Here is a 14,670-nt window from a genome sequence, read left to right as displayed (position 1 = left end):
CGAAAGGGAAAACGGGGAAATAACCATGAGCAACACGAAGAAGCGGTTTGCCGCGGGGCTGAGTGCTCTTGCGGTGACGCTGGGATCCTTCGGCCTCGGCACTGCCGCTAGTGCTGACGCGGGCACGGTCGGTCCAGATCAGCCTGACGCGCCGAAGGATGGCTCGCTAACTATTCACAAGCTCGTTGGCAATCAAGGATCTGCCGGAGACGGTACCGAGCTGGAGGCTTCGGGAAAGCCCCTCGCTGATGTCGAGTTCACGATCTGGCAGCTCGGCGAGTCAAGCGGAGGTACCTGCACGGCCATTGATCTGAAGGATTCGGCCGCATGGGACGGAATCCCAACCGGGAGTGCGCCGTCTACTTCTGGCGCGGTGTCAGATGATGGCTACTGCCTCGTCGATGCTGGAACAGCCAAGGCCACAAACGCTGCTGGTGAGTTGACGTTCGACGATTTGGATCTCGGTCTGTACTACGTGCAGGAAACTAAAGCTCCCTCCGAAGTAGTTAGCAAGTCGGCTCCGTTCTACGTGACGGTTCCCCTGCCCCACTCGGACGGTTCGTGGATCTATGATGTTCACGCCTACCCGAAGAATAAGGTAGTGGACGCGCCAACGAAGACGATCAACTCTGATGCTGAGCAGGGCGGTCTCGTAGTTGGCAGCACTGTCGAATACACGATTGACCAGACTGTCCCGGCCCTCAACGCTGGCGAAAAGTACGAGTCCGCCTCTATCTGGGACGTCTTGCCGGAGGGCCTCGCATACGCCGGAACCTCCTCGGTCACGCTTAACGATGCAGCTCTCGATGCCGCCGATTACACGATCGATCCGAACGGCGTCACGTGGACTCTCACGGATACAGGGCTTGCAAAGCTCAAGGCTGGCGAAACCCTTCAGGTAGTCTTCACCGCTACGGTCACCAAGGTGACGGAGAACGGCGTTATCGCCAACCCAGGTTCGGATGGTAATGAGCCCGGCTACGGCAGCGAGTTCAACGGCGGCAAGGTGCCTGGCGAAACGACGCCTTACACCTACTGGGGTCAACTGAAGGTCACCAAGGTTGACCAGAATGAGAAGACACTTGCCGGAGCTGAGTTCAAGGTGACCGCTAAGGGCAGCGGTGCGTGTGCGGATACCCTCGGAAACCAGACAGTTATCTCCGCTGGAAAGTCCGGCTCCGATGGTGTCGTGTTGTGGGACGCAACTGAGCCCGCTTCCTCCCCTCTCGGTCTGTTTGTTGCTAACAGCGATACTGCGCTGACCAACCCAACCAAGGCCTACTGCCTCTACGAAACCAAGGCACCTGCTGGCTACACCGGTGCTGGTGTTGAGACGGTCACCGTCAGTGCAGGCACCACTGCCACCACCAACGTGACTGTGAAAAACACCCAGACTGATGGCCCGGATCTACCTCTGACCGGTGCTCAGGGCACCCTGCTCATGGTTATTGGTGGACTGGTTCTGGTCGCAGTTGGAACCGGAGCTGTTGTGACCACCCGCAAGCGTCAAGCTGCGCAGGGCTGATCAACAATGCTGAAAGTTGTTAGTCCTTTCGACTAGCAGAACGCTCTGGCGGCGGTACCACTTGGTGCTGCCGCCAGAGCCATGCAATCTATCTTGGGAGGACCACAGGTATGAGCGGGACTCATCTCAAGGAACCAGGCGCACGTCACTGGGCTTCGCCAAAGGATCTTGGTGGATCAGGGCAAAGTGCCAGCGCGACGAAGCGGTGGAAGATGCCGTGGGCGCAGGCGTTCGCACTGCTCCTCATCTTTGCTGGCACGTGCGTTTTCCTGTATCCGCAAGTGGCCTCGTGGTTCTCTCAGAAGGAACAGTCCCGGGTTACGGAGCTAGGCCTGAGTTCCATGGAGGTTGCACCAAACTCCGATTTGGCCTACCAGAAGGAACAGCTGGATCTTGCACACGCCTATAACGCCGCTCTAGCCAGTGGTGCCGTGCTTGAAGCTAACGGCCATGTCCCTGTGGGTGATGGCTCTTCGGCAAACGAGACCCTCGCTTACCAGGATTTGCTGGACATTGATGGAACGGGGTTTATGGGGCGCCTGAAATATGACGCGCTGGATATTGATCTCCCCATCTATCACGGCACAGACGATGAAACCCTGCGTGAAGGAATAGGCCACCTCGAAGGGACCTCCCTACCTGTCGGCGGCGTCGGCACACGTTCGGTCCTCACGGCCCACCGCGGATTGCCCGAAGCCACGCTGTTCAGCAACCTCGATAAGGCTGAGGTTGGAGATCGCTTCACTGTGTCCGTCTACAGCCAGGTGCTCACCTACGAAGTTGTAGAATCCGAAGTGATAGAGCCATCCGAAACGCAGGAGATCGTGGCCGATCCGGATCGCGATCTCGTGACCCTCGTGACTTGCACACCCCTCGGCATCAACAGCCATAGAATTCTTGTCACCGCGGAGCGCGTAACTCCCACCCCAGAATCTGACATCGAGGCCGCGGGAGCCGTTCCGGATCTTCCCGGATTCCCGTGGTGGGCGGTGATCGTCGGCGTAGAGATCGTCCTTATTGGTATTGCGATCTGGAGGTTGGGCTACCCGCCCAAACCCCGTCCGAAAAAGGTAATCTCAGCGGCCGAGTAGGTTCAGGCCGCTGGTACCAGCCCCGCCCACTCGAACAGCGTCTCGCCGCCTGCCCCCGTAATCAGTACGGCCCGCCGCGGCTCCAGCGCGAGAGCTACGCGTACGAACTCCCGAGGACTGTCCGGATTGGTCACCGTATATTCGATGGTCTCGTTGGTTTTTTTGACCGCGGAGATTTCTCCCCTCGCCATCCACCCATGCCGCCTGCGAATGGAGATCAGAGCCTGATAAATGCGGAATAGGTCCTTACCCACTGGAGCCAAATCCTCGGGGAGGGGAGGAAGAGGAGGGCGGAGTTCGTCGTCGGCGGAAAAACCATCCAACTTGCGGCCCGTGAAACCCTGCTCATCCCCGTAGTAGATCGAGGGCATTCCCGGCACGGTGAGGAGAATGGCGGCGGCGAGCACCGCGCCTTCCTGACCCACGGTGGTGGCGATACGCTCAACATCGTGATTCGAGATGAATGTTTGCGGGGTGAACATTTCGCAGAATTCGGCGTGGCCGGCCAGCGCCCAGTCCAGCTCCCAGAAGTTCGTTTCCTTGATCGAGCTCCAGATGGCCTTCCAGAGGTTGTACTGGGTCACGGTGTCCAACGTGCTTTCGTGGACGAAGGTGGCGAAATTGCCGTGGATCATCTCGCCGAGGAACAGGGCATCCTGGAACTCCTCGCGCACCCGTGCGGTGACCGTGGCCCAGAACTCGGGTGGGACCTCGTATGCCACGTCTAGGCGCCAGCCCGCGATGCCGCGGCGCAGCCAGTAGAGCATGACGTCTGTGACCAGATCTTGGGTGGCCTGAAGGCTGTGGTCCAGCTTGGTGAGGCCGCCGTGGCCTTCCCAGGTTTGGGGGGTGCCGGTGGAATCGAGGTGGGCGAGTTCGGCCACGCGCGGGTGGGAGGCGGCAACGTGGTTAAAAACGCCGTCCAGCATCACGTTGATGCCGCGCTCTTGGCAGGCGGCGATGAGATGGTCAAAATCTTGGTTCGTGCCAAGGCGTTGGTCAATGGCGTAGTGATCCAGAGTGTCATATCCGTGGGATACGGATTCGAAGATCGGGCCGAGTAGCAGGCCGTTGCAACCCAGTTCGACCAAGTAATCCAGCCACGGGTCCAGCTTGCGCAGGCGGTGAGGGTTTGGCTGGGCGGCCTCCGCGGCGAGATCGCGATCCCTGATCGGGGCGCCGAGAGCGCCGAGCGGGAACACCTGCCACCAAATGGTGTGATCAAGCAGTGACACGGATACTCCATTCTTTGCACGGGGTCTTAACGGCCATCCTAACGGGCTGGGGTGCGCTATGGGGCTTAGCGGCGTCCACTCAAATTCTCTGGGAGATATCTGACTGTTGCGAGCGACGTGCGTAACCACCCGCGGCGGGAGGGTAGTGCGGGGATGGGGCTCCGTCGTCGTTCATTAAAGCATGAAAGTATTATTCAATAGTGCATACTTGGGGCACCTAAACGGCATGTTTACTAGAGATTAGGAATCTGTATTCTTCCAATATGACATTTATAGTGCGCAGTGGGGGAGGTATATCGTAAAGTCTGGAGTGCGCCTGCTCACATCTAGCAGGTTGCCAGTTTGCTCCCCACTCGGAGCGGAACGAAGGGAAACATGTGAATAAGAAAAAGGTGCGTCCAGTCGCGCTGGCAGCCACCGCTGCGATGCTGCTGACGCCTCTTGCAGCAATGCCCGCGGCGGCCACGCCCGAGGGCGACAATGTGGTCATCAACGAAGTGAGCCCCGGCGGGAAGTTCATGGAGCTTTACAATCCGACGGACGAGGATATCGATCTGGCGGATATGTACGCCTCGTACTATTCAAAGGCCGGAAATGCGCTGTGTCCTACTCAAGGTGCCTTATCGGGAACGATTGAGGCCGGTAGTTACTACCTCATTCATATGGCGAAGGACTCCGTAGCGGATCTGCCTGATGCTGACTCTGTATGGGGTTGCGGAAGTTCGGTCGGGCAGAATGGGGGATTCAGTCTCTCGGTTGGGGCTCCGCCCGAATTTAAGGGCAACGTAGATTACTCGGCCTCCAAGATCGTCGATTACGTAGGTCTCGGAACCCATGCGAACTTTGAGGCGGCCACGGCTACTTCTTCGGGCTCGGCTGCCAATAAATCGGTTGCACGAACCGGTGGCGTCGATACTGACAACAATAAGAACGACTTCACTGTTGGGGACATAACCCCGATGAACTCTGGGAATGATCCCGAGGAGCCAACGGACCCAGTGGACCCGAATGAGATCACCCCGATCGGTGATATCCAGGGTACCGGTCTTGCCTCGCCTCTTGTAGGCAAGACGGTTACTACTGAAGGATTCGTGACCGCCAAATATCCAACGGGTGGCAAGAACGGTATCTACATTCAGACTGAGGACACGGGTGGCACCACCTCGCATGAGGCTCCTTCGGTTGGACTGTTCGTCTATGACGGATCTGCTGCACTGCCCAAGGGTGTGGAGATTGGCGATTTTGTTCAGATTAAGGGCAAGGTCTCCGAATACTACGAATCCACTCAGGTCACCGTTTCCGGTAATAGCTGGAGCAAGATCGATGCTGAGGATCGTGTTAAGCCTAAGGCCGTGACGATGGATCGTCTGCCTACGGATGCGGCGGGCAAGGAATCCCTTGAAGGTATGCTCGTTGATTTCTCGGGTCCGATCACCGTCACGGATAACTACCAGAATGGCGTGAACTACGGGGAGATCGGCGCAGCGTTCGGCGATACGCCGCTGCGTCAGCCATCGGATGTGTACAACCCGACTCGCGATGGGCACGCCGCACTCGAGGCAATTGACGCTGATAACGCTGAGCGCCTGATTACCATCGATGACGGCCGCACTCAGAACTGGAACAACGGCAGTGCATCGATCAACAGTGTCCCGCTGCCCTACATCTCAAACACCGCCCCGGTCCGCACCGGAGCCGCCGTTGAGCTTGTCCAGCCTGCGATTGCTGAATACAGCAACAATAAGTGGAAGCTCCAGCCTGTTGAGCCGGCAACCACTGAGGCCGGAAATGTGGGGGATAAGTTCTTCGCGTTCGAGAACGATCGTCCGGCTGCTCCAGCTGAAGTGGGCGGCGATGTTTCTCTCTCCGGTTTCAACGTGTTGAACTACTTCACCACCACGGCCGAAGATGTGAACTGCAGCAGCACCTACAAGGATCGTCAGAATAACCCGATCACGGCCAATAGCTGTAACACGGTGCGCGGCGCAGCGAACGAAGAGAATCTTGATCGTCAGCAGGAGAAGATCGTTACTGCGATCAATACGTTGGATTCCGACGTGGTTTCACTTGAAGAGATCGAAAACTCGGCGAAGAATGGTAAGGATCGTGACGATGCTTTGGCTACGCTGACTGATGCGCTCAATAAGGCGGATTCCTCGAAGAATTGGGAGTACGTGAAGTCTCCGAACGATCTGCCGGACCTTGAGGATCAGGACGTGATCCGCACGGCGTTCATCTACAACGCGGACACGGTGCAGCCCGTTGGAGAGTCTAAGATTCTCGACGATCAGAAGGCCTTCTCGAATGCTCGCGAGCCACTCGCCCAGAAATTTGTGGCGATCGATTCTGACGGAGAGGAATATGGTGATTCGTTCGTTGCCGTTGTGAACCACTTCAAGTCGAAGGGATCTGGAACTGCTGCTCCGGATAAGTGGCAAGGGAATGCTAACGCGGATCGTATCAAGCAGGCTGATGCGCTTGGCAAGTGGGTCACGGCTGAATATCCTGACACGGCAATCTTCATCATTGGAGATCTCAACGCGTATTCGGCCGAGGATCCCATCCTCAAGCTGAATGACCACGGCTACACCCGAGTCATGGACTACATGGCCAAGCAGACTGGCGATCAGAGCTACCTAGATCTGACCACCTACCAGTACTCCAGCCTGCATGGCTCGCTGGATCAGGCGCTCGGTAATGAACTAGCGCTTGAGATGGTGACGGACGCAGAGGTTTACGCGATCAACGCGCCCGAGGCCATCGCACTCGAGTATTCGCGTTACAACAATTACCTGACCATCTACCATGACGATACTCAGTACCGTTCCTCCGATCATGACCCTGTAAAGATTGGTCTGGACGTGGATGATTCGGATCCGACGCCTTCGCCCGATCCTGATCCTGAACCGTCAGATCCTTCAGCATCGATCGAAGGTATCGAAGATGGCGTGGTTGTTGAGCGTGGCCAGACGGTCAAGGCTACGGTGAAGGATGCGCCGGAAGATTCTGTAGCTGAGCTCAGCTTCCATTCTGATCCCGTTGTCCTTGACTCCGAGACGGTGGACGATTCTGGTTCTGTTGATCTCGAAGGCACGGTTCCTGAAGATGCTGAAGATGGCGATCATGAGTTGGTTGTAACCCTTGATGGGGAAGCGTTGGCTAGCGTTAGCGTGACTATCGAGGCCGATGATCCATCGGATCCGGGTACTGACCCGTCAGATCCTGGTACGGATCCGAGCGACCCGGGAACAGATCCAAGTGGTGGAACCTCTGCGAACCCGTCTGATGGTGTCTCGTCGAGTTCTTCGGATTCGGGGAACAACGCGGCTGCTTCTGGTTCGGATAGTAATTCTGGTGGCGAAATGCCGAATACGGGTGCCAGTGTTGCTGGCGCAGCGGTGGCGGCGTTGCTGCTGACGGCTGCTGGCGTGGTGCTAGTAGTAAGGCGCAGATCGCAGGCATAACTTATAGCAACTGCTTGGGGCCCGACGTTTTGCTTCCAGAGCTTCGACACAATCTCTAAGTAGGGTTTTAAGCCCCGAGAGGGGAGCCTAAGAATAAGAGCGTAGTGCGGGGACCGAACGATGTATTTCGGGAACCTACCGCGTGAAACAACGGCTCCGAGGGCAATGCCCTCGGAGCCGTTGCGTTACCTCTGGTCAGATATCGTTGCCAGCGGTCGAGCGCCGACGAAAGCCAGAAGCTAATCGCAAACCGACCCCTGCAAGGAGGAAGACTAGGGAGAATCCTAGAATCGTGAGACCTAAACCAGTGAATGGCAGATCGGACTCATCGGTGTTATTACTGGCGTCCGAATCTGGATCGGTGGAATCACCCGGCGCATTTTCAGCCCCGGGCTTGTGAACAGAACCATCACCGGCTTCATCACCGCCGCCAGAACCCGGATCGGACTCAGAAGAGTCAGACTCGGAAGAGAATGTATGGCCCCATTCGGTGGTGATGCCCGGAGCGAAAACATATCCTTCAGCGGGCTGGGCAGTGATTGTCACGGTACCTTCAGCGGGATATGTTCCCGGATCGATGGGCTCGCCGTCAGATAGGAACTCTACACCCGTCACGTCATGGACTGTGAAGACGTCCTTATCCGTACCGGATTCGTCAGTGAAGGTGACATCAGGTATCTCGGTGATCTCGACTGGCTCTGACTCTGGATCTTCGACCTCACTAGTGGCGAATGTAAATACGTGAAGATCACCGTTGCTCGGGAACGTCACACTGGTAATGAGAGCACCTTCCGGTGCCTTGAATGGTTCAGTCGCAAATACAAAGACCTGATCCTTGTCACCATTACGGCGGTCCATCTGTGCGATTGTCGTGTTATCTGGAATCGCCTCAGTGCTGCCCTCGCCAGTGGGGAAGATCCAATCACCGAGTTCGAGAGACACCGGCTTCTCAGTGCCATCGTCCAAGTGCATGACCAGATCGCCGGTCTGGGTTCCATTAGTTGCCGCTCCCAGTACCGCGAGCGCGGATGCCGGTTCGTCAAGACTGACCGTCTGGCCGTCAGTGGTTACCGTGTTCGGTAAGCCGTCAGGGACATTGGGCCACCTGAATTCTAAGTCGTGAACCGAACCTTCGGAATCGGGGGACAAGCCCTGCTCGGCAAGTGCTTCGCTCGAGTAACTGTTACCAGAACCGTCGAAGTTGCCTGGACTGGGGTTACTTTCAGATGCACTTCCAACCGTGTTGTAGGCACCGTATAAGCTATCGGAGCTGACTGAACGTAGCATCATCGGAATTTCAGCAGTACCCCCATCGGCAGACAAAGTCAGTTCATAATAGCCTTGAGCTGTGTCTTGAGGCACCGAAACAGTTATTTCAGCTGTGGCGCGTCCGAATTCGTCAACCTCAAGCACCTCGGACCCCAGTACTTCACCATCTGAGTCGATGATATCAACCGTGACGGTTCCGCCGGTCTCGCCCAACTGCTGTATCGTCACCGGAATCTCTCCGAGCTTGCCTGGTTCAATAGAGACATCAGACTCTATGCTTCCGATGATGAGATCATTGCAGCCCTCGGTGAATGAGGGAGGTGCCGCCTCAAGGGTGCTCCCCCAATCTGTTGGAGCAGATGTGAGAGAGAATTCCACAACACCGCCCTCGTGCCACAGGTCGCCCGGCAGCCAGGTGTTCTCCCATTCTTGACCGTTGTACGAGACTCCGGCTACATATCGATTTCCATCTTGTGCACCAGGCGCAAGGATTTCTACTTCACGGTTACCTAAGTCAAAGACCATGCGGTCGAAACGCGGGGCGTTGATCGCAACGTGGTCCTCGCCCGGGGTTACCGGATACATTCCGGAAGAAGCCCACACGTACCATGCCGCCATTGCGCCGAGGTCATCATTACCTGGCTTTCCATCTGGGTGTGGCTGGAACGAACTGTCGATCACTGCATCAATCAGTTCGCTAGTTCGATAAGCCTGACCTATGTAGTTATAGAGCCATGGCACACCAAGCCCCGGCTGATTTCCAATCCATAGGTGGTCAGAGTTGCTTCCGGAATTATGTTCTGATGTGAAATCGTCCAGCAGCTCGCCCATGGCCCCTGGGCCACCTAGGATTTGAGTTAGCGCCTCAACATTGTGTGGAACTAGCCACGTGTATTGGAGGTCCGTACCTTCATCGAATCCAACCTGCCCAAACCCGCCATCGCTAGGGATCACGAACGCGCCATCTTCGGTTCGGGCTGCGGCACGCTGCGTTGCAGGATTGAAGACGTTTTGCCAGTACTGGCTACGCTGAACAAAGTTGGCTGCGGTGTTGTCATCCCCAAGACGCGCGGCAAACTGTCCGATTGCGAAGTCCGTGATCGAATACTCAAGTGTGGTCGAGGCGCCGACAATCTGGTGGTCACCGCGGAAAGGTTCTGTTTGTGGTCCATATTTCAGGTTGAGGTAGCTTTCGATACCGGGCCGTTGCTCATAGCCATTAGCGGCACTACCGGCCTCGTTGGCGCCCTTGATCATGTAGGTGAGAGCGGTATCAACGTCAAAATCAGTACCTCCAAAAGCATGGATACTAGAAATCAGCGCTGGGATAGGGTCGCCCGTCATCTGCCCCGTGTAATCATTAGCTACTGGCCACTTGGGTAGCCATCCCCCCTGCTCAGCATTGTTGACAAGAGTCTGCGCCTGATCCGAAGCAACCTCAGGATTCAGGATCGTTTGAAGGGCTGCGAGGGAACGGTAGGTGTCCCAACCTGCGAAGTTTGAATACTGTGTGTGTCCCTCCTGAACAGTATGTATCTCGCGATCGAAGCCGATATATTCACCATTGACGTCGTTAAACGTATTTGGATGAAGTTGTGCCTGATAAAGCTGCGTATAGAACATCCTAAGATCGTCAGGGTCTGAGTCCGCTGAAACCTTGACGCGGCTGAGTACCTCGTTCCACTCGGCCTTATTGTCTTCCACAACCTTCTCAAAATCCCACTGGGGAATCTCGGCGTCCAAGTTCGCTTGTGCGTTTTCGCGGCTGACGTAGGACATTCCAACTTTCATCTTGACTCGCGAATTGTCCTCATCTGAGTTGAAATCGAGCGAGGCACCAGTTCGATTGCCGTCCACCTCAGTTCGCAATTCTTCTTTAGCGCCATCGTTCCATGTCCCGAAGCTGGTGAAATCTTGGTCGAATTCCATTGTGAAGTACAGGGTGTGCTGATTGTTGTTGTCACAAAAGCTACCCGCGGTGACAGAACCTGTAACCGTATTGTTGCCAACGATTTCCACCTGTGAGTTCTGAACATCTGCCAACGAATCTCCAGCTTTGATGAGCACAGATCCGTGGTGGTCACCCTCGAAGTCGAACGTGAGCGCGCCAGCTCGAGTTGTGGCTGCCAACTCAACCTGAGTGATGCCGTTATCGCCGTCAAGTTGGACTTTATAGCGGCCGGCCTCCGCCGATTCATTGTCGTGAGAGAATGAGGCCGTGTAGTCCCATGGTTCATCGCCGGAGTCACCAACAACGGGTAAGATCGGCACGTCTCCGTAGGCCCAGCATCCCGCTGCCATATGGGTTAGTGAGAATCCTCGGATTCGATCATGTGAATACCGGTAACCAGCGTATGCGCCCGGCGTATCAGGCGAGAGTTGCATCATCCCGAACGGGGCGGAAACGCCAGGGAAGTTATTGACCTCTGCTACCGCTGGCGAGTTTCCGGCCTCGCCAGTACCGATCATCGGGTCCACATATTCGATTGGATATTCCACCATATCTAGGGTATCGGCCGAAGCAGGGGCGGGTGTTACTAAGCCTGCAACGCCTAATGTTGCAACGGCGCATGCGGCCATCCATCTACGGGACATAATTCTCAAGCTCATTCGTCGCTCCATCGTCGGAAAGTGAATTGGCGCCAATGTAAATGCCGGGGAGTACGTATTGGGGTGTGACGTACTCCGGCAAGGCATGACAGCGATGTCATCACACGCATATGTTATCAGTGTCAGGCGTCATGGTCAATGATTTAATCAGGCTCACTTATGGTGGCCCGCCTGACCGATGAGCCTGCCGATCTGTCCGCAGGAGAAAACTCGGGGATACTCCGCTATCCTCAGCCAGATATCCGACGCACTCCCGGGATTTTTGTTTATAGCCTGAACGCAGAAAGCTGGGTCTCTACCGACTTCTCAAAAAGAGTCGTCAAACCTTGCGAAATCTGTTGCAGACTCTGGTCGCCCAGCCGCTTCGCCCTCGCTTGCGTTCAAGACTTGATGACAAGAGGCAAACCTATCTATATGATTGGCAACAGCTAGGCACAGATGACTAGCTGACCAAACACCCCATGGTCCCATTTCAAACTGCCGATGTTGGCAGTACCACCCTGAGGGGAAGATGAATGTCCACACGTCAATCTCCACCCATATCTAGGCTCAAGTGTGCGCTTGGCGCCGCCGCGTCACTCGCGATTGTGCTCGGAGGAGCCGTCGCAACACCGGTACTCGCTGATGAGTCAGACGAAACCGATTCAACCATCGGGACGGAGCTGTACCGCCCTGGTTACCACTACACCCCCGCGAAGAACTGGGTGAACGACCCCAATGGGATGGTTTACTACAACGGCACTTATCACCTCTTCTACCAGCACAACCCGGAGTCCAAGGACTGGGGCAACATGTCCTGGGGCCACGCGACCTCCACGGACCTCATGAACTGGGAAGAGCAGCCGCTCGCTATCCCTCAGACCTTTAACGACGATGGGGAATCGATAGAGGATATATTCTCGGGGTCCGTCGTCGTCGATAAAAACAACACGGCCGGTTTCGCCAAAGAAGGTGAGACCGCACTAATCGCGATCTACACGAGCGCATACACGGACAAGCACCCCAAACACGCGGGAAAGCAGGCCCAGTCCATCGCCTACTCGGTTGACGATGGCCAGACATGGACCAAGTACGAGGGAAATCCCGTTTCTGACCGGGATTCCGCTAACTACCGTGACCCCAAGGTTTTTTGGTACGACGACGGGGAAGGCAATGCTTACTGGGTCATGGTTGCGGTGGAGGCAACCGATCACAAGATCGTCATGTACAAGTCCAGCGATTTGAAGGACTGGGAGCATCTCTCCGATTTCGGCCCGCATAACGCTGTTGGTGGCGTGTGGGAGTGCCCGGACCTGTTCCCGGTTGTGGCCGATGACGGCACGACCAAGTGGATCATGGTGCTGAATCTCAACCCCGGCTCAGTGGCCGGCGGCAGTGGAGGGCAGTACTTTATCGGTGACTTCGATGGTGAGACGTTCACTGCGGAGAACATCGTGGAGGATGGCGACCTGCCCGAAGTAACCGGTGACCTCATCGGTGATTTCGGTTTCGAGAGCGGCACGTACGGTGAGTGGACGATCGAGAACCTTCAGGGGGAGCCGTTTGGCGATGCGCCCGCGGCGGGCGCTCTGAATGGCCAGACCGAGGTATCCGGGTTTGAAGGTGAACGCTTGGTCAACTCTTTTAATGGGGGAGACTGGGGAATGGGGCGGATGACGTCGCCCTCGTTCGAGCTCGATACTGACTACTTGACCTTCAAGGTTGGCGGCGGAAACCTTCCCTACGAGGAAGGGACTTTCGGTAATGAACCACCAGAGGGTGAGTTGTTGTGGAACGGGTTTGAGCCTGACGGGGACAATGTTAGCCTCGAGGACTTTGGTTGGACCATGACAGGCGATTTCGACGGTGGAGTCAATCCGTCGGATAACGGTGGGAATTTTGCGATTGGCGACTGGCGCATCAACACCAACGAGGGTGGGCCGAATGCTGATGATAATACCGGCACGATGACTTCGCCCGAGTTCGAAGTGACGGGCAACTACATCAGCATGCTCGTTGGTGGAGGCGGCCGTGATGATCACAGCCAGCTTGGCGTTCAGGTGCTCGCGGACGGTGACGTTGTGGACTCGGTGACGGGGCCGCGCGACGGCCACCTTAACTGGGAATACCTCGATGTGAGCGACTATGTGGGCCAAGACGTCCAGCTCCGAATCGTTGATGACGTAACGGAGGATTGGGCCCACATTACGGTGGACCACGTCGTTATGGGCGATGTGGAGCCAACGCGGCACGCTGAGGGGGTGGCCGTAAACCTACTGGTAGAAGGCGAGGTTGTGAAGAGTACCAGCGGCAACGAGTCCGAGGCGCTCGAATGGGTTAGCTGGGATGTCTCTGAGTATGCAGGTCAGGAAGCTCAGATCCAGATCGTGGATTTTCAGGCTGAAGGGTGGGGTCACATCCTTGCCGATCACTTTATGAAGGCCGATTCGGCTGCACCCAAGGCGCTTGAGTCCTATGACTGGCTCGATTGGGGTCCTGACTACTACGCGGCCGTGTCCTACTCCAATATGGGAGCGAGCGATCTCGCGGCCGATGGCAAGCAGGTTATGCAGTCTTGGATGAACAATTGGCTCTATGCGGGCGTGACTCCTACCGATCCGTGGCGCTCCGGGTTCTCCCTCCCGCGCGAGATCGGGCTGACTAAAGTTGATGGGAAGTACGAACTGACCTCGACACCCGTTGCATCTGTTGCCGATTACGAGAATACGGCCAAGGCTTACGAGCTTCCAGACGGCCAGAAGGATCTTACTGAGGGGGTGACTGCGGTTGAGGGAATCTCTGGCGACATGCTGAAGATTGATCTGACGCTCAACGTCGGTGACGAAGGCAAGGCCGGTATCATCGTGAGGGCTCCGGAGGGGGCTGCTAGTACGCGCGCCATGCAAACTGCGAGCGAGACCGACGGAACCGAGATCGGCTACAACGCCTCGACTGGCCGCGTCTACGTTGATCGCACACGCTCCGGTGTTACTAACTTCAATGGGCAGTTCCCGTCTGTTCATACGATGCCGGTTGAGAAGCATGATGACGGTACCGTATCCATGTCGATCTACGTTGACCGCAGCTCTGTCGAGCTGTTCACGGCGGATGATACTCGGGCGATGACTCACGTCATTTACCCGGCTGCTGAAGATCAGTCTGTCCTGCTCTTCAATGAAGGTGGCGATGCTTCGGTAGAAGATCTGACCATCACACCAATGAATGCATCCGTATACACTTCCGACGATCCGGGAACTGACCCGAGTGAGCCGGGCACGGATCCAACGGATCCGGGAACTGACCCGACTAATGGAAGTTCCGCGGATCCTGGCAATAACCCCTCCGAGGGATCGAATGCTCAGCCCGGCGGTGACATGCCGAATACGGGCGCCAGTGTTGCTGGTGCAGTCTTGGCAGCTCTGTTGCTAACGGCGGCGGGTGTGGTGTTGGTAGCAAGGCGGCGTATGAACGGATAGTCACGGCAATAATCGGGGGAG

At 56.4% G+C, this 14,670-nt stretch carries 6 protein-coding genes; 4 read left to right on the top strand and 2 right to left on the bottom strand.

Annotated features, from left to right (window positions below):
- The first annotated feature begins 25 nt into the window (after positions 1 to 25).
- Positions 26 to 1,525 carry a SpaH/EbpB family LPXTG-anchored major pilin gene (locus tag DD236_RS08575; protein ID WP_109093954.1) on the top strand — a complete coding sequence of 500 codons (1,500 nt, stop codon included), beginning with the start codon at positions 26 to 28 and terminating at the stop codon, positions 1,523 to 1,525.
- 110 nt (positions 1,526 to 1,635) lie between these two features.
- On the top strand, positions 1,636 to 2,616 hold the full coding sequence (locus DD236_RS08570; protein ID WP_109093953.1) for a class C sortase: 981 nt from the start codon (positions 1,636 to 1,638) through the stop codon (positions 2,614 to 2,616).
- 2 nt (positions 2,617 to 2,618) lie between these two features.
- Here the strand turns inward: DD236_RS08570 and DD236_RS08565 are convergent, their stop codons facing one another.
- Complete coding sequence (locus DD236_RS08565; protein WP_109093952.1) at positions 2,619 to 3,851, bottom strand: alpha-amylase family glycosyl hydrolase; 1,233 nt, start codon at positions 3,849 to 3,851, stop codon at positions 2,619 to 2,621.
- Between the two features lie 377 nt (positions 3,852 to 4,228).
- Here DD236_RS08565 and DD236_RS08560 point away from each other — a divergent pair, with 377 nt between their 5' ends.
- Complete coding sequence (locus DD236_RS08560; RefSeq protein ID WP_109093951.1) at positions 4,229 to 7,315, top strand: ExeM/NucH family extracellular endonuclease; 3,087 nt, start codon at positions 4,229 to 4,231, stop codon at positions 7,313 to 7,315.
- A gap of 195 nt (positions 7,316 to 7,510) precedes the next feature.
- Here the strand turns inward: DD236_RS08560 and DD236_RS08555 are convergent, their stop codons facing one another.
- On the bottom strand, positions 7,511 to 11,194 hold the full coding sequence (locus tag DD236_RS08555) for a GH92 family glycosyl hydrolase (protein ID WP_165819872.1): 3,684 nt from the start codon (positions 11,192 to 11,194) through the stop codon (positions 7,511 to 7,513).
- A 515-nt stretch (positions 11,195 to 11,709) separates the two neighbouring features.
- Between DD236_RS08555 and DD236_RS08550 the strand changes: the two genes are divergently transcribed.
- Positions 11,710 to 14,649, top strand: a complete 2,940-nt coding sequence (locus DD236_RS08550; RefSeq protein WP_109093949.1) for a glycoside hydrolase family 32 protein — start codon at positions 11,710 to 11,712, stop codon at positions 14,647 to 14,649.
- The last annotated feature ends 21 nt before the right edge of the window (positions 14,650 to 14,670 follow it).

The sequence above is a fragment of the Ancrocorticia populi genome, assembly GCF_003123745.1.
Lineage (GTDB): Bacteria > Actinomycetota > Actinomycetes > Actinomycetales > Actinomycetaceae > Ancrocorticia > Ancrocorticia populi.
Note: the sequence above shows the minus strand (reverse complement) of the source record. Positions and strands in the feature narration are given on the sequence as shown.